This is a genomic window from Vibrio sp. B1Z05 (assembly GCF_052955985.1).
This window is the reverse complement of record NZ_CP130463.1, coordinates 1,354,321-1,378,465: the sequence shown is the minus strand read 5'-3', so window position 1 is coordinate 1,378,465 and position 24,145 is coordinate 1,354,321. Positions and strand designations below refer to the sequence as shown.

Sequence of the window (24,145 nt, the reverse complement as noted above, 5' to 3'; positions counted from 1 at the left end):
GCACTATGGATATCAGCATTATTCACAGCATTTGGACCATTGTGCTATTTGTCAGCTTTGGTGGCGTGGTGTGGTGGGCTTTCGGTAAAAGCCGTAAAGCTCGCTTTGAAGAGGATGCAAATATGATCTTTGCAGACGAACAACAGCCCCCTAAAGCGAACCCGCAAGGAGAGACTAAATCATGAGTACGTTTTGGAGTCTTTGGATAATCATCATCACCGTCGGAACGTTAGTAGGTGTTGCTATCATCCTGCGCTGGTGTGTTAAAGACAAAATGGGTGTACCAAGTGGTGAGGATATGGGACACGAATACGATGGTATTCGCGAGCTCAATAACGACTTACCCAAATGGTGGACTTACCTATTTGTATCAACCTTCATCTTTGCTGCTGTATACCTTGCCCTATACCCAGGTTTAGGGAACTTTAAAGGTCTACTCGGTTGGCAGAGCTCTGATCAAACCGTCACTAGCATAGAAGAATCAAACGCTTCTATCGCTCGTGCTCAAGCAAACAAGCAGTTAGATCAATACGCAAAAGAGCTTGATGACGCCGATGCCCACTTTGGTGAAGCCTTTAGAAAGCTTGCTATGACTGATGACGGGCAAAGCCTGCGCGCTATCGAAGATATCGCCAGCAACGAAGAAGCAATCAAAGTTGGACAACGTCTGTTCTTGCAAAACTGTTCACAATGTCATGGCTCTGATGCTCGTGGTCAACTGGGCTTCCCTAGCCTAACCGACAACGCATGGCTCTATGGCGGCGAGCCTGAAGCGATTGTGACTACTGTTATGCACGGCCGTATCGGCGAGATGCCAGCATGGATTGATGTGCTCGGCGCGGAAGGTGTGGAAGAAGTTGTCACCTACACGCTTTCCCTTTCTGGTCGTAAAGTCAATGCACGCGAAGCCGCTGCCGGTAAAACACGCTTTGTAGTGTGTGCGGCTTGTCACGGCACCGATGGCAAAGGTAACCCGGCTCTTGGCGCGCCTGATTTAACCGATAACATCTGGTTATATGGCGATTCACGCGCCGCAGTAACAGAAACCGTCGCTCATGGTCGTATTGGCGTTATGCCAGCGTGGAAAGACATTTTGGGCAAAGAAAAAGTGCAACTTGTGTCTGCTTACGTATGGAGCTTAAGCAATACAGATAAAGAGTAACAAGCTAATAGCAGCCCCTGTAAAAAGGGGCTGACATTTCCGTGCAATCATCCTTTCATTTCTAATTTAGAGAACGTTTTTATGGTAAAGCCTTGGTATAAGCAGTTTTGGGCTTGGTTCATTCTAATCATCATCCTAACGACTATTTTTGGCACTTTACTTCGAGTGTACATATTGTCTCAACACACCGTTTCTTTAGTCTCTGAGGATTACTATAAAAAAGGTAAAGGCATCAATGTTGACCTGTCTAAGGTTAGCGTGGCGCAAGATCTCAAGCTGTCGGCGATGGTTTATTCCGATGGGCAAGACATTGTGATTGAACTAAGCAAAGGGCAATTAACTCATTTCCCTGCGCTCAATATTGAATTCTCGCATCGCACCTTAGCCGATAGAGACTTTGACTACTTAGCAACAGCCAATCCATCTGGCACCTACAAAGTGCATTTAAAAGAGCCGTTACAAGGCCCTTGGTTTATCGAGTTACAACCCCACGACAAGCAATGGCTTATTCAAGGTCGCATGTCGTTCCCAAGCTCAACTCCTACTCCTTTGATGAATTAATGACTATGGATAAATCGTGTTATCACTGCGGTGAAGATGTACCAGAGAACACTGACTTTTGCGTCACTATTTTAGAAGAACCGAGAAGCATGTGCTGCCCCGGATGTGAATCCGTGGCGCAGACCATAGTCGACAGCGGTTTAAGCTCTTATTATCAATATCGCACCGAAAAAGCCGAGCGCGTCGATTTGGTGCCAGAACAACTGCAAGCCTTGATTCATTACGACAATGAACAAGTGCAAGCGGAGTTTGTGCGCAATCAAGATAACATCTCTGAGGTGACACTGTCACTAGAGGGAGTCTCTTGCGCCGCCTGTGCTTGGTTAATCGAAAGACAAATGAATGGCCACACTGGCGTGGTGCGAATTCGTGTCAATACTGCGACTCATCGCGCGCTTCTAGCATGGGATAAAACCGAAACCAAACTCAGCGAACTGCTTAACAGCATTCATAAACTGGGTTACAAAGCCGCCCCTTTTGAAGCAGACAAACAAGAAGAAAGCTACTATCGCGCCATGAAGCAATACCTTTATAAGCTAGGTATCGCCGGGCTTGCCACGATGCAGGTGATGATGCTGGCCGTAGCGCTGTATCTAGAAGTGTTTGGCAATTTAGAACCTGAGTTTAAACACTATTTCCGCATTGTTAGCCTTATTTTTGCCACCCCAGTGCTACTGTATTCGGCGCTACCGTTTTACATGAACGCATGGCGTAGTTTAAAAGCGCGCACCTTAGGTATGGACGTTCCTGTCTCCATTGCCCTTATTTTTGCCTATGTGGCCAGCCTAATTGCCACCTTTACCCAAAGTGGCGAAGTATTCTTTGAATCTATTTCCATGTTCACCTTCTTCTTGCTACTTGGTCGCTTCTTAGAAATGCGCGCACGCCGAAAAGCCGCAGCTGCCAGTGCCAACCTTTTAAAACTGGTGCCGGCAATGGCCACCTTAGAAGATGGCAGCCAAATTCCCGTCAAAACTTTAAACATTGGCGACCGCGTTCGCGTATTATCCGGTGAACATGTTCCTGCGGACGGTTATGTGGTGGATAAAGCCGTGTACGTGGACGAATCTATGCTCACGGGTGAGTCTTTACACGTTAAGAAAAACACTGGCGAAACTGTGTATGCAGGTACTATTAACGGCGAGCAAACATTTACCTTAGAGGTTGCCTGTCGCAAGCAAGAAAGCATGATCGCCAATATAGTGCGCTTGCAAGATGAAGCGCAGGCCACTAAGCCTAAAATTGCTGAAATTGCCGATATTGTGGCGCGTTACTTTGTGGCTGTTATTTTGCTTGTTTCCGCCTGTACTTATTTGTATTGGCAACACAATCAACCTGAAGATGCATTCTGGATCATGTTGGCAGTATTGGTGGCTACCTGCCCTTGCGCCTTGTCTTTAGCTACCCCAACCGCGATTACTTGCTCTACCTCGCGAATGGGTGACCTTGGTATTTTATTGCGCAAATCCCATGCCATTGAGACCCTTTGCAAAATCAATCATGTGATTGTCGATAAAACCGGCACCTTAACCGAAGGCAAAATATCCCTTTCGCACACCCAAATTTTTGGTGATTGGACAAAGCAACAAGTGCTTTCCATTGCCGCAAGCCTTGAATCACACGCCAATCATCCAATAGCGGCCGCCTTTCGCCCATATTTTGACGAAACCAAGCAAGCAGAATCCATCGAGAACCACATTGGCTCAGGTCTGACAGGCGTAATTAATGGACAGGTGTGCAAGATAGGCAGCTATGCTTTTGTGTGTCAGGAAGATATTCCAAATCAGCCACACACTGTGTATTTATCCATTGACGATCGCGTTGTGGCGACCTTTACCTATAGCGACCCTATACGAGAAAGTAGCCAACACTTTATTCAATCCTTAAAGCAACTCGGCATTAAAACCACTCTGCTTACCGGTGATAATGAAATTAACGCACAGCCTGTGGCAGAGCAGCTGGGCATAGATAAGTTAGTGTGTGGGGTAAATCCTGAAGGCAAATTGGCGTACTTGCATAGCTTGGATAAATCACAGGTGACCTTGATGGTCGGTGATGGCATCAATGATGCGCCAACCTTGGCAGGTGCACACCTATCCGTGGCGATGGGCGGCGGCACTGACGTCGCGAAATCTTCCGCTGATATGGTATTGTTAGGCGATAAACTGGATAAACTGGTTGAAGCACGCTCTCTTGCAATTAAGACACGCAAGATAATAAGAGAAAATCTTGCCTGGTCTTTAGGCTATAACTTATTGATCTTACCACTGGCTGTTTGTGGTTTGGTCGCTCCCTATATTGCTGTGGTGGGCATGTCAGCCAGCTCCATCATCGTAGTCACTAACTCACTGAGATTACTAAATAAAAATGGAAAGTCTTTACATACTAATTCCCATAGCAATCATTCTAGTCGCCATCGCGGTGGCCGTGTTTCTGTGGGCAGTTAAAACCGAGCAATTTGAAGATCTTGACCGTCAAGGTCACACCATCCTTTTTGAAGAGGACGACGCTGCCAACACAAGCAAAAAAGACGACTCATGAGCAATATTGACTGGATCGGCGCATTTTTCATTGGCTTAGCGGGTGCAGGACACTGCATGGGCATGTGCGGTGGCATTGCCAGTGCTGTAGCATTAAACGGACGCCATCACTCATTTACGGTTACCCTGCTGTACAATCTTGGGCGGATATCGTCTTATCTAATGGTCGGCGCACTGATTGGAGGCACCGTTGCCAGTAGCGTCAATCTATTTGATTCTACTTATGTTTTAACCGCACTGCGCGCACTCGCGGCTATTATGATATTACTTTTGGGCTTATATCTCGCCCAATGGTGGAATGGCTTACTTAAAATTGAAAAACTGGGGCAAATGCTGTGGAAATTAATCGCACCGGTTGCCACAAAGATGCTGCCACTGCGCTCAGTATGGTATGCCTATCCTGTCGGTATTGTATGGGGATGGATCCCCTGCGGAATGGTCTACTCTATGCTCAGTTGGGCGGCCGTTTCTGGCAGTGCCAGCAACGGGCTATTGATTATGGGCTGCTTTGGGTTAGGCACTTTGCCCGCTATGCTGCTAATTGGCGCAGGCTCTAGTCAGTTTTCAAAAATGTTACGATTACCACTCACTCGCCGCATAATTGGTAGCTTAATGATTGTTTATGCTGTTTATTCTCTATACATAATCATATAAGCAGTGTTTAATTTGCGAGAGAGCACACATCACTCACAATTATACTGCTACACATTTCAGGGTTAAAGTGCTAATATATTGACGTATATCAATTTTATGTATGTCTGAAAAGTATGATTATTAATACTGAAAAACAAGTAACAAAGCGCATACAGTCCGGCGGATGTGCGATCCACTGCCAAGACTGTAGCATTTCACAACTGTGCATACCGTTTACACTTAATGATACCGAGCTAGACCAGCTTGATCAGATCATTGAGCGTAAAAAGCCGATTCAAAAAAGCCAAGAGCTATTTAAAGCCGGCGATGAATTGAAATCCCTATACGCTATTCGCTCTGGTACGATTAAGAGTTATACGATTACGGAGCAAGGTGATGAACAGATAACAGCCTTCCATTTGGCAGGTGATTTGGTGGGTTTTGATGCCATCAATACACAGTCTCACCCAAGTTTTGCTCAGGCATTAGAAACGTCTATGGTATGTGAAATCCCATACGAAATCTTAGACGACTTATCCGGAAAAATGCCTAAGCTTCGTCAACAAATCATGCGTCTAATGAGCAGCGAGATCAAAGGCGATCAAGACATGATTTTGTTACTTTCAAAGAAAAACGCAGAAGAACGCCTCGCCGCTTTTCTTTATAACTTATCTGAGCGTTTTTCAAAACGAGGCTTTAGCCCACGCGAATTCCGCCTGACTATGACTCGTGGTGATATTGGTAACTACTTAGGACTGACAGTTGAAACCATCAGTCGTTTATTAGGTCGCTTCCAAAAAGCTGATATTTTGGCCGTTAAAGGTAAATACATCACCATTAACGATCATGACGCATTAGCTAAACTTGCAGGCACTTGCCGTAACTAGCACCCTATCCAATAAGTGACTCAAACTTGAGTCACTTCAAATTCCGCAACTATTTGTCCTAAATCACTAATAATTATCCCCTTTTTCAGCTAATCTTAGATTGCAAACTAACACGTATTTTCATCGGCGAGATATAAGATATAGTGTATTCAATCGCTAACAAAATAAAGTGGGTGGTCTATGAGTATTTACAACAACATCTTGGTTGTTGCCAATATCGACAAAGAACAACAGCCAGCCTTGGCGAGAGCCATGCAGATTGGAAAAAAAAGTAAATCGCCAAGTAAGATTACTTTTTTCCTCGTTATCTATGATTTTTCTTATGAAATGACATCTATGCTCTCCCCTGACGAGCGCAATGCAATGCGAGCGGGAGTGATTCACCAACGTGAACAATGGATGAAAGAAGTGGCAAAACCCTACCGAGATGACGAGCATATTCAGCTCGACATTAAAGTGGTTTGGCATAATAGACCTTACGAAGCCATTATCAGCGAAGTCTTTGCCAATGACTATGAACTGGTCATCAAAACTACGCGTCAACATGATCTTATCGAATCAGTTTTGTTTACTCCTACCGATTGGCATCTTCTCAGAAAATGTCCTTGCCCTGTATTATTGGTTAAAAATCAATACTGGCCAGAAAACGGGCACGTGGTCGTTTCTGTTCACGTAGGTTCAGAAATTGAAGCGCACCTTGAGCTTAACCATAGAATGGTTGAACAAGGAATGGATATTGCGAATCGCTTAGGCGCACAACTGCATTTAGCCAACTCTTATCCAATGACGCCACCGAATATCACGGTTGAATTGCCAGAATTTGATCCGACCATTTATACCGATTCTGTTCGTGGTCACCATTTAACCAGCATGAAAGCACTGCGACAAGAATACGGCATTCCCGAAGAGCAAACCGTTGTTGAACAAGGTTTACCTCAAGATGTTATTCCTAAAGTGGTCAAAGATCTTGGCGCTGGCCTTGTGGTGGTGGGTACATCAGGAAGAACTGGACTGTCTGCTGTTTTCCTTGGTAACACGGCAGAAAACATTATTGATCAAATCAATTGCGATGTTTTGGCGCTCAAACCGTCAGGCTATATCAGCCCATTAGATCCAAACCAAAGCTAATAACTTAGCTACAATTGGTAAAAACACGATAAACAACTAAAAAGCGGTGCAAACACCGCTTTTTCTCGTCATCTCCCTATAAAGACTATCAATTTTCACTGGAATCTACTCCAGATATCCGTATCATACGTTCTCTATTTTTAAGTAAGAATTCGGATAGTCAAATGAGCGAACAAGTTCAAGAACGTACCAAAGCACAACAGTACAACTTCAACAAGTTGCAAAAACGCCTCCGTCGCGATACAGGCAATGCCATTAGAGATTTCAACATGATTGAAGAAGGCGACCGTATTATGGTTTGTCTCTCTGGCGGTAAAGACAGTTTTACTATGCTTGAAATTCTTATGAGCTTGAAAAAAAGCGCACCTATCGATTTTTCTCTCATTGCCGTCAACCTAGATCAGAAGCAACCAGGTTTCCCTGATCATATTCTGCCTGAATACCTAGAGAAGCTAGATATTGAATATAAAATCGTAGAAGAAGACACCTACTCTATTGTTCAGGATAAAATCCCTGAAGGCAAAACCACTTGTTCTTTGTGTTCTAGACTGCGTCGCGGAATTTTATACCGCACAGCAAACGAGCTGGGCGCGACAAAAATTGCATTAGGACACCATAGAGATGACATTCTAGAGACCTTGTTCTTAAACATGTTCCATGGCGGAAAAATGAAAGCCATGCCACCGAAATTAGTCTCTGATAATGGTGAGCACGTTGTGATTCGTCCGTTGGCTTACTGCCGTGAAAAAGACATCATCAAGTTTGCTGACATGCGTGATTACCCTATCATTCCATGTAACTTATGTGGTTCACAGCCAAACATGCAGCGTCAAAACGTTAAGCAAATGCTTAACGCGTGGGATAAACAATTCCCAGGTCGCATCGAAACTATGTTCCGCGCTGTGCAAAACGTGGTGCCAAGCCACCTTGCTGATTTTAACTTGTTTGACTTTAAATCTATCGACAAAGATTCAGGCGTGATCAATGGCGGTGACATCGGTTTTGATAAAGAAGAGTTACCAGTGGTTTCTAGTGAAATTGAACCGGTTGAGTTTGATCCTAGCCTGCAATTAGATGTGACTAACGTTTAAATACCAATCACACTAAGTAAGTGATCAGAACTAGCGCCGGAAAAATGCTCGAGAACAAGGCAGAATTTTTCGATAAGTAGTTATTCTACAATCAAAAATTCTAACGCCGTTATCGAGCATTTTAACAAGCTAGAATGAACAGTTATTTAGTACGATTGGTATAACCATTAAGGTAATCACATAAAAAAGGTGCGAAGCAACTGAGTTTGCTTCGCACCTTTTTTTAATCTCACGTTGAACAGTAAGTAATGAAATTCATATCATTATTTTTTGATAAACGGCATAACCCTTTGAGTTTCAACAGGAATAGCAACCGTTACACCGTCACTCAAATCCACCAATTTAAGTACCGCTTTACCCTGCTCTGATACCGGGATCACTTTCCCGTTAGATAACATAATCTGATTGAGTGCATCAGGTTTAAACTCTAAAGTAACCCCTTCAATATCAGGGGCAAACCAACTAGAGAACATCCCACCCAACTCGCCAAGCACTTCTTGCATCTGCAAAGTCAAACTGTCTAATTTTGCATAATCCACTTGCCCATAGAACTGCTGTTTACTTAATACCACCAAAGAGTAATCGCATCGAGCCTCTGTTTGGGTATGGATATAAACTAATGGATTAGCACTTTTTAAATTATCATCAATAGGAACATTCACCTCACCATTTTTACTAATCACCAATTCTTCATGGTGCTGCTCTTTTTCCATCCATGCTTTCTCAATGCTGCATGGCTGTTTAGTGGCAAAGTTAGTAAAAAATAGCCCCACTTTTGCTTCGCTATTTGGGTTCTTAAGGTTATGTTTTAATGGAGAATATAATTTACTGTAGGTAAACATGTACTCTTGGGCAAAAGCTGAAGAACTTAAACCCGCCATCAATAAAGCGGCCGTTAAAAAACGAGTTTTCATTTAGTCGCAATCCCTATGCGTCAAAAGTGTTTGAACCACCAGAAGTGCCAGAACTTGGCGGAGTAGTATCATCGTCTGATGCACTATTGTCTTGTTCGTTAGTCTCTGGAGATGGATTGCCACTGGCAACAACTTGCAAACGAATGCCGAACATATTGCGATAGATAATGCCTTTCGCGTGAAAGAAAAATGGCACTGCCACAACTAGGCCCAAACCGTACATCATCATACCCGCCACAAATGCCAACATAGTGACAAGATAAATCACCGCAATCGAGAAGATGCGTTTGTTCACCCCACGCAGTGAAGTCCACATGGCTTGAATTGGGCTCAAACGTTTTTCACAAACCAGTAAAATGGCGTTACTAAACGCAAGCGAAAGATAGATAGAGATAAACGGTACTATTGCCCCAGCAACGGCTTGCAGAAGTAAATTAATCATAGTGACCAGAATCACCGGCATCATAAAGGACAAGCCTTTAGTGATGTGCCCTGTACGAGTCGCTAAACCCGCGGCATGGCTCATCGCCATCAGCGCAACACCGGCATAAATCGGCGCGGCTACCACTTCAAAGCTAAAGTTAGCTACAAAAATAGACTGAAAAATCGAAGGATCTAATGATTCAGGGCTTTGGAACATACTCAAGACAACTGACACATCTCCAAGTTGCAGCTTAAGCGCAATAATAAATACAATAGCTTGGATCGCAATCAAGAGAATTACGGCTGGAGAAAATGACAAAAAATTGCGCATGGTTAATTGCCATGCTTCCGTAATGACACTTACAGGCTTTAGCTCAAAATCTCCGGCTAATGCCTTTTCAATGCTTCCACCAAGGTTAAAGCTCTTCTCTATCGGATTGCTCATTTGCTCTTTAGGTCCTTGCCTTTAAAAGAAATTATTCTGGCGCAAGTATACCTGCAAACCGTTGTTAGAGCATAGCCCTAAGGGGATGGTCATATCACTTATCCGAGGATATTAAAAAAATAGTGAGTAAAAACTCTCCACTTTTGGTTTTCTTTCAATACTTTAAGCATTCATCACGCTACACGATAAATCACTGGGATAATTTTATCCAAAACTCTGCCTTGGCTTGTTATACCAATCGTACTAAATAACTGGTCATTCTAGCTTGTTAAAATGCTCGATAACGGCGTTAGAATTTTTGATTGTAGAATAACTACTTATCGAAAAATTCTGCCTTGTTCTCGAGCATTTTTCCTGCGCTAGTTCTGATCACTTACTTAGTGTGATTGGTATTACTCTTTACATCATTGCTGCCCGAGCAACTCACCCACTAATTTAGGCACTTCAACACTGGCCAGTCCGTAGCGCTTCTCATCAAACTCGCTTTGAACCGCGCTGGGTTCAAGATTAATCTCAATAGTATGCGCGCCATGCAGTTTTGCATCATGCACAAAACCTGCCGCCGGATACACAACGCCCGATGTGCCAATAGAGATAAACAAGTCAGCTTGTTCAATCGCAGAATAAATTTTATCCATTTGCAGTGGCATTTCGCCAAACCAAACAATGTGTGGGCGCATTTGCTGTGGGATCTGACAGCAGTGACAAAGATCGCCATCATTTAAATCAGAATCCTGCTCGATCACCTGCCCAGAGCCACTGCAACGGACTTTCAATAACTCGCCATGCATATGAATAATGTTCTTTGATCCACCACGTTCATGCAGATTATCAATATTTTGCGTTACTAACGTCACCGTACCTTGAATGGCGCTTTCTAAATGGCCTAAAGCTATATGAGCGGTGTTAGGTTTAATAGCGGCGGATAAGAGCTTTTGGCGGCGCATATTATAGAAAGAGTGCACCAATATCGGATCTCTATCGAACCCCTCAGGCGTTGCAACGTCTTCAATACGATGATTCTCCCAAAGCCCATCTTGCGCTCTAAAAGTTTGAATTCCAGACTCAGCTGAAATTCCCGCACCCGTTAATATCACTATATTCTTATATGGAAATACCATCATGAAGCCTTATCGCAGTGCTAATGAAATGTTAATAAAGATTAACATTCATACATGGAATTAATAAAGAGACACAGTTCTCAACTTTTACCGAAATAGATTGCGTCTAATTTTATGTTTTCTTTAAAAAAGTTTCGTGAAAGTCTGTCTCTGCACTAAACTTTGCTTGGAATTAAACGAACAAGTGAGAATCATGCGAGCAAAACTCTTCTTTCTTCCTATGTTATTGATGCTACTTTCTTTTAGTGCTCAAGCAAACTGGGAATACAAACTTGCTGATGAGCCTCAAATTGATGAGGTTGCCGTCAAAATATCCGCCGAAGTGAATAAACTTCCTGACCCCTTATTCATGGGCCGTAAGGACAGAGAAAAAGTCAATCAATTGATGGAGGCCGTGATTAATGAACAGCGTGCTCACGCCGATCAATTTGCCTCTCAGATTAAAGCCTATCGAAATGACGACAGCGATAAGCACTGGAACGAAGCTGAACGTACTTGGTTAACGCTACGTAGCCTTGGCAAAAGCAAACAAGATCTCATCAAACTCTCCAGTCATGCGACTCAAGAGCTAGTCACAGGCTTTGGTCCATCTGGCGTCATTCAGTTTAAACAAGAATGGTATATTACTCGCTTAAACGGCGAGTTTCTTGTTCATTTGCAAATTCGCAGCTTTAAATCACTGATAAAAGACATATTTATTTCCCCAGTACCGCTGGTATGGGCAATTATCAAGGTGCTGTTTATCTACTTCGCCTTAATGTGGTGGCTTGCCAATAGCAAACGCTTTATCGAAGGCTTTAAGAAAGTACAATTAGAAAGCAGTACTCGCCCGCCACTATGGATACGCCTCATTTGGTATATCAGTCGCGCGCACCGAGCCATTGCAGTATTAATTGCAATCACCCTTTCGCTACGGGTTTTGTCTACCATTCCGAGCCTAAGCCAGCTGATTGTATTAGAGATTTTCACTTGGTGGATTCTAGGTGGCTCCATTGCCATCAGTTTCATCTTAGAATTTGCCTACCGCAACAGTCGCGCGTCCAGTAAAGAGATCACTCGACTTCGATTATCAACCATACGTTGGTATGTATGGAGCTTCATTTTTGTCGGAGTTATCTTACAGATTTCCTCGCGCATGGTCGGCAAAGGCACTATCTATTACTGGATATCGAGCCTAGTGTTCTTTTGGTTTGTCTTAATTACCTTAAAAATACTACGCAAATGGCGTCCTATTGTATTTCGTCGCATTGCTAAAGTCTCTGACAAGCCGCTGTGGGTCGTTTGGGCAGAAAAAAACGAAAGTACATTTTTACTTAATATTCTCGCTACCGCGATTGGGATTGTGTGGATCATTACCACAACCTGCCAATCAATCTTTGTCACCAAACTGTCTAGTTACACCTTCTTTAGTCAAGGGCTTGCCTACTTATTTAAAATTGAAGTGGCTAAGCAAAATGAAAACGAGCTTCAATCACACAACTTTGTGCGCATTAAAGGTGACGAAACCTTTAAATACATAACACCAGGACATGAAGACAGCACCCTAATTAACTATGCATCCGATGAATTTAAAGAAGTTTCACGCTATGTATTATCCAATAACCCCGCGGTGTGCGTTATTTCTGGCGAGCGTGGTGTGGGTACTACAACCTTCTTAAAACAGTTGCTGTTTAAAGTTAAAAATGCCACACCAATTTACCTGAACTGCCCTTATGCCGGTTACACAGAGCTTATTCAAGAGTTTGCCGAGCAGCTTGGCTTAAACCGTGATGTAGGTGAAATTCAAATCTTGAATCATCTACGCAAGAGTAACGAAAGCTATCTCATTGCACTAGATAACGGTCAACGCTTGGTAAAACCTATGGTGGGCGGACTCAGTGGCTTACTCAAGTTTACCAACCTACTGCGCCGCTCAAAGAAAAACCACCGCGCTATCTTAGCCATCGAAAAAGCCAGCTGGCGTTTTGTCGACCGAGCGCGCGGTGAACGTTTGCTGTTTGATTGGGTGACATTTTTGCCTAAATGGAGCGAAGCTCAAGTGGCCAATCTACTTGCCTCACGCATCAATCAGTCTGATGATACGCAATACAAAGTCTCTTTTGAAGGCTTAGTGGTGCCAAAACAGTGGGATCATGAAAACATCAGTGAAGAAGACCGAGCGCGTAATGGCTTCTATCGAATCCTTTGGCATTACGCCGACGGTAACCCTACCGTGGCGCTTAGATTCTTTAGGCTTTCACTGCGTCGCAACAAAGCCAACGACAACGTCGTGGTGCGCTTGTTTAGAGCGCCAGAATCCGAAGAACTAGAGAAAATGCCTAAGCCGATGCTGGCTGTATTGCGCTCTATCGTGCAATTAGAAGTGGCAAGCCAAGAAGCCCTATCTGAGTGTACTCAGCTTAGTCATGCCGAAGTGCTTGGTACACTGCGTTACTTCCAAAGCCGTGGTTATATCGATTGGAGCGATGATAAAGCCAAAGTTTCTGATCACTGGTATCGCCACATTACCAATGTCCTTCACCGTCAACATCTTTTGGTAAAATAACATGCTAAGACTACTCTTAATTCTTGTCAGCCTTTCATTCAGTAGCCACTGTTTTGCTATAGAAGAAGTGCCTGATGTTGCCGCTATTCAAGACTTTGCCAGCTTAGTACGTTGGGGCGGCGTACTATTTTCAGTGCTGATTATTGCCTGTACTTGGTTACTGCTCAGGTTCATCGACTCTATTGTTGCCAGTGTCAGTAGCCAATTTGTGCAATACCGCATGATTTTGCAAAAAGCCCAATCCTTCTTGCAGTTCTTTATCTATATTACTGCCGGTATTGTGGTGTTTATGATCAGCTTTAGAATCAACGATCATATCCTTGCGCTCATCGGTGGTACTCTTGCGGTGTCGGTCGGTTTCGCCTTAAAAGATCTGGCGGCCTCCTTCATCGCTGGTTTAACCGTAATGATTGACCGCCCGTTCCAGGTTGGTGACCGTGTCACGTTTGAAGGGAATTATGGTGATATTATTACCATTGGTTTACGCTCAGTACGTATGCGCACCTTAAACGATGACATCATCACGATACCAAATAACAAATTTCTTAATGAAGTCACAGTAAGCGGCAACTACGGCGCACTGGATATGCAGGTGGTGATCCCTTTCTATGTGGGAATGGACCAAGATATCGATTTAGCGCGTAACTTAATTCAAGAAGCCGCCTCCTCTAGCCGATACATCCATCTGCCAAAGCCTGTGGTGGTTTTAGTTAAGCAAACCATCACCGATAACTATTTGGCGATACAATTAACCTGTAAAGCCTATGTTGTTGATACAGGATATGAGAAACTGTTTGAAACCGATATCACCTTGCGCGTGATGAAAGAATTTAAGAAAAACGGCATCACTCCACCAAGAATTGCCGTGAACACCCAAACTATTTAGCCCTTGTACACACAAGAGGCAGAAGAGAGAACAATGTCTAGAACCATCCAGTACGTATACAAAAAAGAGCACAAAGAGCTGCTATTCTCTTATCAGCAGTTTCGTAACATTCACGAAGCCGTAGCGGATGCAGAAGGCATCGATTTAACCGAGTTTCTAAAAATGGAACTGCAAGTTGAAGCCGTATCTGACACCAAAGCCGTTCGTGATTATCGTGACAACTACTTTAGAAAACTGGGCTTTGGCAAAATCACGTTAAAGCCTAAAGAAAATAGACCGATTGGTAAGAAATAGCAGCGCACTTATTATCTGAGATCGGGCCAAATATTGTATTAAAGAGCCGTAAGGCTCTTTTTTTTTAAGCCGACCATAATAGACAGGTATAAATGCGCGGATGTAGAGCGCAAATACAACAATGCCCCGACAAGTCGAGGCATTCTAGTTATAACTAAACCGCTAAAAATTATGCAGGTTTATAAATAACTTTGTTTCCTGAAAGTTGTTCTTTTTGAACAAGGCTTTCGCTAATTAGTTTTTTCAGAGCACCGGTTGCCCATGCAGCCGCTTTTGCTTCTTCTTGACCTGCAGCTAGACCAATTCCTTTAGAATTGATGCCTTCAGCATTCGCAGCAACAATGTCTAAAACTTGTTGTTGCTTTGGTGTAAGTGCAATTACTGGCACTTCTACGTCAGCGGTTTTTTCTATCTTAGCTTCAACTTTAGGCTCAACTACTGGCGCGGTTGCAACACGCTGCTCAGTAGATTGAATTGAAGGCTTAGATGAAGTGTTACTAGCAGTAGCTTTAGTACGCTTTTGCAATTTCATCTGCACGTTACGTTTATGTGCAAGTCTCATTAAATGATTCCCCTATTCACGGCTTTCAGACGGTATGGAAATTTGAAACGTGGTTTATAGCAAAATCAGAAGCTAATTTATAGACATTTACCCTAACAACCGCCTAAATTTACATTTTTTATATACATAAAATCAATAAGTTAACAAAAATAACTCAAATAACCACGCAAGATAACCACCACATACGCACTTCCTTGCAAAGGATTCTTAGACTAATTTTATCCGCTAGTTATGCAGCAAAATAAAAAAATGCCGTCATACTGTATAAATAAACAGTATAACGGCATTTATCAATAATAAACGCTAAGCCACCAGCTCCTTACAAAAGCAATAAACAGCGGGTCACTTATGTTGCTAATCTAAGCAATATTCAAGAATGCTGCGCCACGCACACCACCGGAATCACCGTGTTTTGCTTTGATGATTTTCGGACAACTGGCGACAGACAGCAGATACTTAGGCACACGCTTTGGCATTTCTTCATAAATCAGTTCAAAATTAGATAAACCGCCGCCAAGCGTAACCACATGTGGGTCATACGCGGTGAAAATGTTCGCAAAGCAAATCGCCAACAATTCCATAAAGCGCTCTACGTGTTCGCACGCCTTTGGCTCGCCTTCATTGAAAGCATTGATGATATCGATGGCCTTTTTCTTTTCAGAAAAGTAATGAGCGTAAATTAATTCAAAACCACGGCCAGACAAATAGCTATCCAAACAGCCTTTTTTACCACAACCACAATCCAATAGCGGTGCATTGTCACCAAGATGGAACCACGCATCGATAGGCAAGCGAGTATGACCCACCTCGCCCGCAACATGATTACAACCAGAGAAGACCTTACCTTCGTGAATAATTCCGCCACCAAAGCCCGTACCTAAGATAAGCCCCATCACTGACTTCTCATTTTTTAGCTCGTCATCCCACGCTTCAGACAATGCAAAACAGTTCGCATCGTTCTCAATTTTAACGCTACGACCAATACGAGCTTCGAGATCTGCGCGTAAAGGTTTACCTTTTGCCGCAGGTACGTTCACAGTAAGAATGGTGTCGTCTTTAGGATCTTCCATACCAGGAAGACCAAAACCAATTAAACCTTCAACAGCAAATTGAGCGTCGTATTTTTCAACTAACGCAGCTAAGGTTTCCACAAGCTTTGGGTAGTCATCACCCGGTGTTGGCACACGTTCTGTCGCGACTCGCTCTAGACTGTCGTTAAACGCACCAAACTCAATTTTGGTTCCGCCTACATCAAAGCCATAAAACATCATACTTCTCCCAACCTAAACACTTAAATTCATTAACAAATTAAGTTCATTATCTCGATCTTTAGCCGCACTTACCGTGATGCCTGCCATAAAACAAGGTGTACGTAACAGATAGTATTTCACCCATTGCCGCCAGAGCCCTTTAAAAAGGCTACTTTTCCACTTTTGAATCGGATAAGTATTGAGTTAATATCGGACGACTAAAATCTCGTTTTTCACGGGTTTTACTCAACATATAACTCTCTTTGAACACTTCAAACCATGCTTGCAATTTAAGGCTAACTTCATTCATATCAAACTCTTGCAATACCAAAGCAGCAACTTCACATGTTGCAAGATGTTGCTCTTGATCTGATTTTCTCATCACATACTCAGATATCTTTTCTGGTTGAATGGAGATCACTGGGAGATGATGTAAGTATTCTGATTTGCGATAAATGCGGCGTGCTTCTCGCCAACTGGCATCTAAGAAAATAAACAATGGAATTTTATCTTGAATAAATGTCGGCTTATCATCAGGAACAAGAGTATTAGAATCAAACAGATAGCTTTCAGGAAATACTAAAATAGGTTGATAGCTTGGGTTTTGTAACAAGGACAGCATGTTAGTATCAGGTTCTGTTCTGCTCCATTGATACGCGTATGCCTCGCTACAAACGTCCGCAATGAGCCGCCCGGTATTACTGGGTTTTAGTACTTCGTTATCTGAATAAAGCAATAAAATGGCAAATCCAACCGTCGGATCAGGCTGATGAGCACAGATGCAATATGTACGCGCAATACGACAATATGGGCAACGTTCGACTTTCGACCCTCTAGCGCTAAAAGGTTTGGTTGCTTGGTTAAGTCTATATTCCACTAATTGATGAACAGCATGTACACGCATTGTTTGCCCTGTCGCGTAAAAGAAAGTAAGAGTAATCAAGCACACGGAGCTTGTCACCATCTTGGAGAAAATAATTCATGGACGTCGCTTATATTAGGGTTAGTATTTTCACTGCAGTGCTCGTAGGTTGCGCTGTAGCAGAATATTGGAAACCTAAACGCCCTCTTCGGCAACCAAAATTGTATCGCTGGACTAATAATTTGGGCTTGACTGGCTTAAACTCCGTATTGATATACATTACTATGCCTTTGCTCGCAGTTGAGGCTGCATTATGGGCGCAGAGCTTACAAATTGGTTTGTTTAACGAATTATCCATTAACTTTCCCATGCTGATCATTATTAGCGTACTCATTTTGGACTTTGCCATCTATTGGCAACATCGACTCTTTCACACTATGCCCATTTGTTGGAACTTGCACAAAGTGCATCATGCCGACCAAGATATCGATGTCACCACTGGAGCGAGATTTCATCCTTTAGAGATTTGGATTTCAATGTGGATTAAGATATGCGTAGTAATTAGCCTAGGTATCCCGCCAATAGCGGTCATTGTGTTTGAGGTAGTTTTAAATGCCAGTGCTATGTTTAATCATAGTAATATTAGTATCCCTAGAGTGTGGGATAAGCGACTACGAAAACTGATCGTGACTCCAGATATGCATCGGGTTCATCATTCAACAATCCGCGCCGAAGCAGACTCTAATTTCGGTTTTTTCTTATCCATATGGGATCATTTATTCGATACTCACACCGCAAGACCGAAACTGGGTCACTATAAAATGAATATTGGTATCTCGCAGTTTCGTTCTCGAAAAGAACAGCGATTAGATAAAATGTTAACTCAACCTTTTAGGAAAAAATAATGACACATTCCGCCACACAGACACTCGTTACCTTAGTGGCTGTGTTTTTATTAACCGCTTGCGCCAGTGGCCCTGAAAATAATCCCACGGCGCGCGTCAACATTAAGCAAATTGATGTTCAACTTGAAAAGAATGTGCCACATAAAAAAAGCGATGCCCTGTTTCACTTTTACAAAACGTGGCATAAAACACCGTATCGTTACGGGGGCAACTCTCGTAAAGGTGTAGATTGCTCAGGTTTTGTAAAAATCGCATTCTCTCAGTTGTTCCATCAGTCCATCCCACGCACAACTCATCTACAAAGCCATATCGGCACACAGATTGATTATGAAGATAGACAATATGGTGACCTTGTTTTTTTCAAAACCGGTTATAACATGCTGCATGTCGGTTTTTACCTCGAAGACAATAGTTTTATGCACGCTTCCTCATCTAAGGGCGTGATTATTTCACGGCTCGATTCCCCTTATTGGGCCGATACCTTTTGGCAAATTAGACGAGTAAACTGATTCATAAAACGGTTCATAAACGTGCCATAAACAATACCTTGTAACTAGGCCATGCAAACTGTGAGGAAAATCAAACAACCTATAGTGCTGAGCTCTAATATTTGATCCAAATTAGAGAATCGTACTCTATTGCTATTCGCCGGCTAGATTTGACCTAAACTTAACCACATAAGCAAACGGTGAGGCATTGATTATGTGGCAAGCGATAACACAGCAACTTTCCGATATCTTAATGTTTGAGTTTAAGATCGAAGAGAAAAGCCGTATTACCTCTGGCAATATCAACGAAAGTTATATGATTAGCGATGGTGAACAGCGCTACTTTATAAAGCTAAATAACAAAGCCTTTTTGAGTAAGTTTACCGCCGAAGTCGACAACCTTACTCAGCTGCAACGCTCTAATACCGTGTATACCCCAGAAATCGTGCATCTTGGTTCAACCAAAGATTGTGCGTTTTTGATCTTAAACTACCTCCCTACCCACCCCTTGACCCACCATGAAACTAGCTATCAATTTGGTCAAGAGATCGCTCGCTTACACTTATGGGGAGAGCAACAAGAGTATGGTTTTGATCACGACAATTATATCGGTGCCACTTTGCAACCAAACCGTTGGCAAAAGAAATGGTGTGTTTTCTTTGCCGAGCAACGAATTGGTTGGCAATTGCAACTCTTAAAAGAGAAAGGGATTGAATTTGGCGATCAAGAACAGATCATCAACTGTATTAAATCAGAGCTTGCCAACCACCAGCCAAAGCCGTCCTTATTGCATGGTGACCTATGGCATGGCAACTGCGCAGAATCCCCATTTGGGCCTATTTGTTATGATCCTGCTTGTTATTGGGGTGATCATGAATGTGATTTAGCCATGACCGAACTGTTTGGTGACTTCCCAGATTCGTTTTACCAAGGTTATAAAACCATTAAGCCGCTTGCAGATGGTTATGAGCGGCGAAAACACATCTATAATCTCTATCACATATTGAATCACTGTAACCTATTTGCTGGGCACTATTTAGGCGAGGCTCAACAACGAATCGATCATTTGTTAGAACGTTATTATTAAGTGGGAGTGTTATTATGAAAAAGTACGGCGAACAATTCATTTCTTGCCCTCACTGCGGCGGACACGTAGGCATAACCCTAGACACCACACAGGGCAATCAAGACTTTTATGAAGATTGCCCTATATGTTGCCACCCGATTCATCTACGTATGCAGCTCAATCAAGTAAGAGACAAAATTGATCTGGATATTGACTCTGATGATGAGCAAGTTTTTTAATCGATAGTGAGCTTATAAGCTTTATTGGCCAAGCTTTATTAGCTAACTTTTGTTGGTTAACTTTTGTTGGCTAGCACTCTCTCGACGGTATCCACAATAGCTTGAGTTTGAGGGTCCACCTCTAGGTTTACCTTGTCTCCAACATTACGTTGTCCAAATAAGGTGCGAGACAGAGTTTCCGGGATCAAATTCACGCTAAATCGATTCCCCTCAACCTCGGCAATAGTCAGTGAACAGCCATCTAGGCCGATATAGCCTTTTTTCAGAATGTAGCCCATATTTTGCGCGTTACTCTCAAACCAAATCGTTTGGTTATTAGGGCTACGTACAATATCTACTACTGTCACCGTATCAGAAATATGCCCCGACATATAATGACCACCGACTTCATCACCAAAACGAGCTGCACGCTCTACATTGACCCAATCGTTTTGCTGCAGTGCACCAAGATTAGTCAGATCTAACGTCGCTTTCATTAAATCAAAATGCACTTGCTGTCCGGATACTTTAGTCACGGTCAAACAACACCCATTGTGCGCAATCGACGCCCCAATATTGATGTTTTCACTGAGCTGAGCTGGAAGTTCCAGGACGTGAGTATGAAAATCTTGTTTTGCATCGATAGAGACAACTTTTGCCATCCCTTGCACAATCCCAGTAAACATAATAATTCCTCAAATAAAGGTCATTTTAAAACGGTACGCTGTGCGAAAATCATGCACTTAGCTAAACCAGACGATACAAAACATGACATAAAAACATAGCACGCTCAAGCATTTGGTATTACTATTCGCAGCAAATAAATACTGGAAGCCTGCCGTGCATCGATACCAAAAAGAAGCCAAAAATCTTATTAAGCTTGCCACACCAATTCTTATTGCCTCTATTGCTCAAACAGGCATGGGTGTAGTGGATACGATTATGGCCGGAGGCGTAAGTGCAACCGATATGGCGGCAGTCGCCATTGCTTCTAGTATTTGGTTACCATCGATATTATTTGGTATTGGCATTTTAATGGCGCTTATCCCGATTGTGGCGCAGCTTAACGGACGAGGCCATCAGCATAAGATTGCTAATGAAATACAACAAGGTGCTAGCTTAGCCGTTTTGATTGGTTTTCCTATCGCCTTTGTACTGCTACAAACCAGTGCCATTTTGAGATTAATGGATGTCGATGCCACTATGGCTACCATTACCACAGGTTACATGCACGCCATGTTGCCTGCCGTTCCTGCTTTTTTGTTTTTCCAAACCTTGCGCAGTTTTACCGATGGTATGTCATTAACCAAACCGGCCATGGTCATTGGTTTTTTAGGGCTACTCATCAATATTCCCCTTAACTACATTTTTGTGTACGGAAAACTTGGTATGCCCGCCCTCGGCGGGATAGGCTGTGGCGTTGCAACGACTATCGTGTATTGGATCATGTTTTCGTTTCTGCTGTTGTACACCATTACCTCTAAACGCCTTGCACATATAGGCTTATTTAAGCAATGGCATAAACCCAAGCTTCAAGCGCAATACCGTTTATTTAAACTGGGCCTGCCTGTTGCTTTAGCGATTTTCTTTGAAGTAACGCTGTTTGCTGTAGTCGCGCTACTGATTTCTCCTTTAGGCCCTGTAATGGTAGCTGCGCATCAAATTGCGATAAATGTCTCTGGGATGGTGTTTATGATACCGATGAGTATCGGTGGCGCAGTCAGTATTCGCGTAGGACATAAACTCGGAGAGGAAGATATTGAAGGCGCAAAAATTGCTACGCATGTGGCGATTTTATTAGGCCTTGCCCTTGCCCTTGTTACCGCGATTCTGACCGTGGTATTTAGAGAGAATATCGCTGACCTGTACACCGACAACAGAGCCGTAACCACAATATCGGTGCAGTTACTTTTACTTGCCGCTATTTACCAATTTAGTGACACAGTACAAGTGGTTGCCGCAGGTGCGTTACGTGGCTATAAAGATATGAAATCAATTTTCAATCGCACTTTTATCGCCTATTGGGTTATTGGCTTACCTTTAGGTTACCTACTGGGCTCTACCAACTGGATAGTCGAACCTATGGGCGCACACGGCTACTGGTACGGTTTTATTGCCGGACTTACCGTTGCAGCGGTATTGCTAGCTTCACGTATTCGATGGATGCACCGTCAAGCGCCTGAAGTTCAATTGAAGTTTGCTTCGCAGTAGTGAGAAAGTATATCGTTTGCCCTTAATTGCTAAACTTAACTAAGGGCAAACGGCTAGCTTAAAAAGTTGAACGGTAGATATAGGTATCTTCAATAAACATACCGTTTATAGTATTTCTAGAAAAACGAATTCCAGATAAATCATTATCGGTTTTAAGCGCATTGTTTAATACTTTTACTATCGAATCATTGGTATTCAAAACGCTGATATCATTCAGTGAAATCACCCTTTCTGTCCCTTTCGCAAGTTGATTCGCCTCATTGATTTTCTTGTAATACTTACGAGGGCCTAGCGAGTCAACTAAAGGGGATGCCACAATAAACTTCCATACGTGCTCTTCCGATAAGAACAGCCAAAACGCACTTTTCACGTCCGATGCGCTCGCATCAAGACGATTGAGCAATTCAGCACCCGCTTCCATCATTGAATCGGTAAGCCTTTCCGTTACCAAAATGTCTTTAGCCATGCCAATATTCCTGATTGCGGTTCGTTAATAGCGTTAAATAGATCAACTGCTTTATTTTCGCCAATAATACACTCATATCTTGCAGATTCAGACCAATCTTTTGCGACAGCCCAATTTAATTTAAAATCAAGATCCGTCTTCTCTTTTTCTGCAAGCCTTTGTTTTAACCCAGCAACACCAAGTAACTCCGTTAGGTTATGAGTATGACATTTATTTGCCAACTGTTTGTTTGGAAAGTCGTATTCCTTAACCTGTTTGGCGATACATACTTTTAAAGCACACTCTAGTGAATAGCCAACCAAATAATAAGCACCATGGAAGTTTCCAGAATCAAGTAACGCTTGAGCTTCCGAAAGCCTAATTTGCACTAGATTTTCTAAGTCTAATTTATTCATAACATTTGTTCATCGCTACCTTGATAATTCACATGGGAACTAAGAAAATTAACTCTTCACGAAAATACCTTAAGCCATTGATAAAAAACAAGAAGTACGTATCTATAACTTGATAATGTTAAACTAGTAATTTAAACACCTCACCTAAAACTCACTTCTCTCACGCATAAATCGTGCAAACTTAGGCACACCCTTTGCTGTTTTGTCGTTGTATCGATAGGTAATATTGGTGCCTACTTTCGGTGGATTACGTCGATGTGCATCGGTAAGGCCGCTGCCTATGTAAAAACGCACTCCTTGGGGCGACTCTACATGCAATGCCCCGACTAGGTGTTGATATTTACCTTTGCCTTGCTTGTAACCTATCACTCGCGCTTCGGCATCTTGATGAAGTTTAATTTTGTAAAGCGCTTCGCTGCGCCCTGCGATATAAACCGAATGCTTGTTTCGAACCATCAACCCTTCGCCGCCCAATTTAACCACCTTTTGTAGTGCTTCGCCTAAGGATTGATAGGAACGAAATGGGCGCTGCTTGGCAACAATCACTTGCGTATGTGTTTGAGCGACATTGAATTTCCATTGCAGCAGAGAATCATGACGTTTTGCGTATGAGGTCAGTACATCTGGTCTATCAAACAACACAAAGCTAATCTTTGACCATGCATTTTCATTAGCTTTTGCATCTAAAACCGTTTGTTGCACCAAAGCAAAATTGCCTCTTCCAGCCCAAAGCTCACCTTCTACTGCAAACGGGGGCATCTGGCTTATCAATGAGCCTGGTGCATTGATGCTTGAACCATTACGCGTAATTAACTCTTTTCCGTTCCAAAGTGCGCGAATACCATCGAGTTTTTCACTGACTAGGTGTTGTTCCGATAATGCTTGCCCTTGGTACACACTCGCAAGCATTAAGTTGTCAGCTAACGCGCTACAGCACGGTATAGCGGCACACGACAACGCCATCAAAGAAACCGAATTTAACGGATTGACCACACTCATCCTTGCAAACTCCTGCCTTAATGTATCCTGTCATTAGCTTATAAAAACGTCAGAATAAGGATCAATAGTTCGCTCGGTTTGCGAAACACCTCG

At 42.8% G+C, this 24,145-nt stretch carries 27 protein-coding genes; 17 read left to right on the top strand and 10 right to left on the bottom strand.

The features are described from left to right. The first annotated feature begins 5 nt into the window (after nt 1-5). The 9 genes from QV280_RS06395 to ttcA all read left to right on the top strand — a co-directional run bounded on the left by QV280_RS06395 (nt 6) and on the right by ttcA (nt 8,002). Nucleotides 6-185, top strand: a complete 180-nt coding sequence (locus tag QV280_RS06395; protein ID WP_152820936.1) for a cbb3-type cytochrome oxidase subunit 3 — start codon at nt 6-8, stop codon at nt 183-185. Beyond that, nucleotides 182-1,162, top strand: coding sequence for a cytochrome-c oxidase, cbb3-type subunit III (ccoP, locus tag QV280_RS06390; RefSeq protein WP_152820937.1), 981 nt, complete (start codon nt 182-184; stop codon nt 1,160-1,162). The genes QV280_RS06395 and ccoP overlap by 4 nt, the downstream gene beginning before the upstream one ends. Before the next feature lie 81 nt (nt 1,163-1,243). Further along, a complete protein-coding gene (locus QV280_RS06385) occupies nt 1,244-1,723 on the top strand; it encodes a FixH family protein (protein ID WP_152820939.1) in 480 nt (159 codons plus the stop codon). A 5-nt stretch (nt 1,724-1,728) separates the two neighbouring features. Next, complete coding sequence (locus QV280_RS06380) at nt 1,729-4,170, top strand: heavy metal translocating P-type ATPase (protein WP_152820941.1); 2,442 nt, start codon at nt 1,729-1,731, stop codon at nt 4,168-4,170. Next, the gene (gene ccoS, locus QV280_RS06375) at nt 4,091-4,264 is read left to right on the top strand and encodes a cbb3-type cytochrome oxidase assembly protein CcoS (protein ID WP_152820943.1); all 174 of its coding nucleotides are present in this window, start codon (nt 4,091-4,093) and stop codon (nt 4,262-4,264) included. The genes QV280_RS06380 and ccoS overlap by 80 nt, the downstream gene beginning before the upstream one ends. After that, nucleotides 4,261-4,917, top strand: coding sequence for a sulfite exporter TauE/SafE family protein (locus tag QV280_RS06370; protein WP_152820945.1), 657 nt, complete (start codon nt 4,261-4,263; stop codon nt 4,915-4,917). The genes ccoS and QV280_RS06370 overlap by 4 nt, the downstream gene beginning before the upstream one ends. A 113-nt stretch (nt 4,918-5,030) precedes the next feature. Then, nucleotides 5,031-5,783 (top strand): FNR family transcription factor, encoded by a 753-nt coding sequence (locus tag QV280_RS06365; protein WP_152820947.1) that lies wholly within the window; start codon nt 5,031-5,033, stop codon nt 5,781-5,783. Nucleotides 5,784-5,963: 180 nt separating this feature from the next. Beyond that, nucleotides 5,964-6,911 carry a universal stress protein UspE gene (uspE, locus tag QV280_RS06360; RefSeq protein WP_152820949.1) on the top strand — a complete coding sequence of 316 codons (948 nt, stop codon included), beginning with the start codon at nt 5,964-5,966 and terminating at the stop codon, nt 6,909-6,911. A 164-nt stretch (nt 6,912-7,075) separates the two neighbouring features. Continuing rightward, a complete protein-coding gene (gene ttcA, locus QV280_RS06355; RefSeq protein ID WP_152820951.1) occupies nt 7,076-8,002 on the top strand; it encodes a tRNA 2-thiocytidine(32) synthetase TtcA in 927 nt (308 codons plus the stop codon). 263 nt (nt 8,003-8,265) lie between these two features. On the opposite strand, the gene QV280_RS06350 is transcribed toward ttcA, so the two are convergent. The 3 genes from QV280_RS06350 to cobB form a co-directional block, all read right to left on the bottom strand. After that, nucleotides 8,266-8,916 carry a DUF2987 domain-containing protein gene (locus QV280_RS06350; protein ID WP_152820953.1) on the bottom strand — a complete coding sequence of 217 codons (651 nt, stop codon included), beginning with the start codon at nt 8,914-8,916 and terminating at the stop codon, nt 8,266-8,268. 13 nt (nt 8,917-8,929) lie between these two features. After that, on the bottom strand, nt 8,930-9,784 hold the full coding sequence (locus tag QV280_RS06345) for a hypothetical protein (protein WP_152820955.1): 855 nt from the start codon (nt 9,782-9,784) through the stop codon (nt 8,930-8,932). Nucleotides 9,785-10,188: 404 nt separating this feature from the next. Next, a complete protein-coding gene (cobB, locus tag QV280_RS06340; protein WP_152821206.1) occupies nt 10,189-10,905 on the bottom strand; it encodes a Sir2 family NAD+-dependent deacetylase in 717 nt (238 codons plus the stop codon). Nucleotides 10,906-11,098: 193 nt separating this feature from the next. Between cobB and QV280_RS06335 the strand changes: the two genes are divergently transcribed. From QV280_RS06335 to QV280_RS06325, 3 genes are read left to right on the top strand one after another with little or no spacing between them, the layout of a single operon-like run. Beyond that, nucleotides 11,099-13,450 (top strand): ATP-binding protein, encoded by a 2,352-nt coding sequence (locus tag QV280_RS06335; protein ID WP_152820957.1) that lies wholly within the window; start codon nt 11,099-11,101, stop codon nt 13,448-13,450. A 1-nt stretch (nt 13,451) separates the two neighbouring features. Then, nucleotides 13,452-14,336, top strand: coding sequence for a mechanosensitive ion channel family protein (locus QV280_RS06330; RefSeq protein ID WP_152820959.1), 885 nt, complete (start codon nt 13,452-13,454; stop codon nt 14,334-14,336). Between the two features lie 33 nt (nt 14,337-14,369). Continuing rightward, nucleotides 14,370-14,630, top strand: a complete 261-nt coding sequence (locus tag QV280_RS06325) for a DUF2960 family protein (RefSeq protein WP_021713261.1) — start codon at nt 14,370-14,372, stop codon at nt 14,628-14,630. A gap of 169 nt (nt 14,631-14,799) precedes the next feature. Here QV280_RS06325 and QV280_RS06320 read toward each other — a convergent pair whose 3' ends face one another. From QV280_RS06320 to QV280_RS06310, 3 genes are all read right to left on the bottom strand, one after another. After that, a complete protein-coding gene (locus QV280_RS06320; protein ID WP_152820961.1) occupies nt 14,800-15,192 on the bottom strand; it encodes a MarR family transcriptional regulator in 393 nt (130 codons plus the stop codon). A gap of 359 nt (nt 15,193-15,551) precedes the next feature. Then, nucleotides 15,552-16,460, bottom strand: coding sequence for an N-acetylglucosamine kinase (gene nagK / locus QV280_RS06315; RefSeq protein ID WP_152821208.1), 909 nt, complete (start codon nt 16,458-16,460; stop codon nt 15,552-15,554). Between the two features lie 151 nt (nt 16,461-16,611). Beyond that, nucleotides 16,612-17,346, bottom strand: a complete 735-nt coding sequence (locus QV280_RS06310) for a tRNA-uridine aminocarboxypropyltransferase (protein ID WP_152820963.1) — start codon at nt 17,344-17,346, stop codon at nt 16,612-16,614. Between the two features lie 77 nt (nt 17,347-17,423). On the opposite strand from QV280_RS06310, the gene QV280_RS06305 reads away from it, so the two are divergent. The 4 genes from QV280_RS06305 (at nt 17,424) to QV280_RS06290 (ending at nt 20,002) form a co-directional block, all read left to right on the top strand. Beyond that, complete coding sequence (locus tag QV280_RS06305; protein WP_023403926.1) at nt 17,424-18,209, top strand: sterol desaturase family protein; 786 nt, start codon at nt 17,424-17,426, stop codon at nt 18,207-18,209. Next, nucleotides 18,209-18,718, top strand: coding sequence for a C40 family peptidase (locus QV280_RS06300; protein WP_023403925.1), 510 nt, complete (start codon nt 18,209-18,211; stop codon nt 18,716-18,718). Before QV280_RS06305 ends, QV280_RS06300 begins: the two co-directional genes overlap by 1 nt. 193 nt (nt 18,719-18,911) lie before the next feature. Continuing rightward, the gene (locus QV280_RS06295; protein ID WP_152820965.1) at nt 18,912-19,784 is read left to right on the top strand and encodes a fructosamine kinase family protein; all 873 of its coding nucleotides are present in this window, start codon (nt 18,912-18,914) and stop codon (nt 19,782-19,784) included. Nucleotides 19,785-19,798: 14 nt separating this feature from the next. Then, nucleotides 19,799-20,002, top strand: coding sequence for a CPXCG motif-containing cysteine-rich protein (locus QV280_RS06290; RefSeq protein WP_023403923.1), 204 nt, complete (start codon nt 19,799-19,801; stop codon nt 20,000-20,002). A 56-nt stretch (nt 20,003-20,058) separates the two neighbouring features. Here QV280_RS06290 and QV280_RS06285 read toward each other — a convergent pair whose 3' ends face one another. Beyond that, nucleotides 20,059-20,667, bottom strand: a complete 609-nt coding sequence (locus QV280_RS06285) for a riboflavin synthase (protein WP_023403922.1) — start codon at nt 20,665-20,667, stop codon at nt 20,059-20,061. 154 nt (nt 20,668-20,821) lie between these two features. Between QV280_RS06285 and QV280_RS06280 the strand changes: the two genes are divergently transcribed. Continuing rightward, a complete protein-coding gene (locus QV280_RS06280; protein WP_447026269.1) occupies nt 20,822-22,192 on the top strand; it encodes an MATE family efflux transporter in 1,371 nt (456 codons plus the stop codon). 58 nt (nt 22,193-22,250) lie between these two features. Here QV280_RS06280 and QV280_RS06275 read toward each other — a convergent pair whose 3' ends face one another. The 3 genes from QV280_RS06275 to QV280_RS06265 all read right to left on the bottom strand — a co-directional run bounded on the left by QV280_RS06275 (nt 22,251) and on the right by QV280_RS06265 (nt 24,052). Further along, entirely contained in the window at nt 22,251-22,658 is a 408-nt protein-coding gene (locus tag QV280_RS06275; protein WP_023403920.1) for a hypothetical protein, read from the bottom strand. Further along, nucleotides 22,637-23,053 carry a DNA-binding protein gene (locus QV280_RS06270; protein WP_152820969.1) on the bottom strand — a complete coding sequence of 139 codons (417 nt, stop codon included), beginning with the start codon at nt 23,051-23,053 and terminating at the stop codon, nt 22,637-22,639. The genes QV280_RS06275 and QV280_RS06270 overlap by 22 nt, the downstream gene beginning before the upstream one ends. A 144-nt stretch (nt 23,054-23,197) precedes the next feature. Further along, nucleotides 23,198-24,052 (bottom strand): DNA ligase, encoded by an 855-nt coding sequence (locus QV280_RS06265; protein WP_152820971.1) that lies wholly within the window; start codon nt 24,050-24,052, stop codon nt 23,198-23,200. Nucleotides 24,053-24,145: the final 93 nt, after the last annotated feature.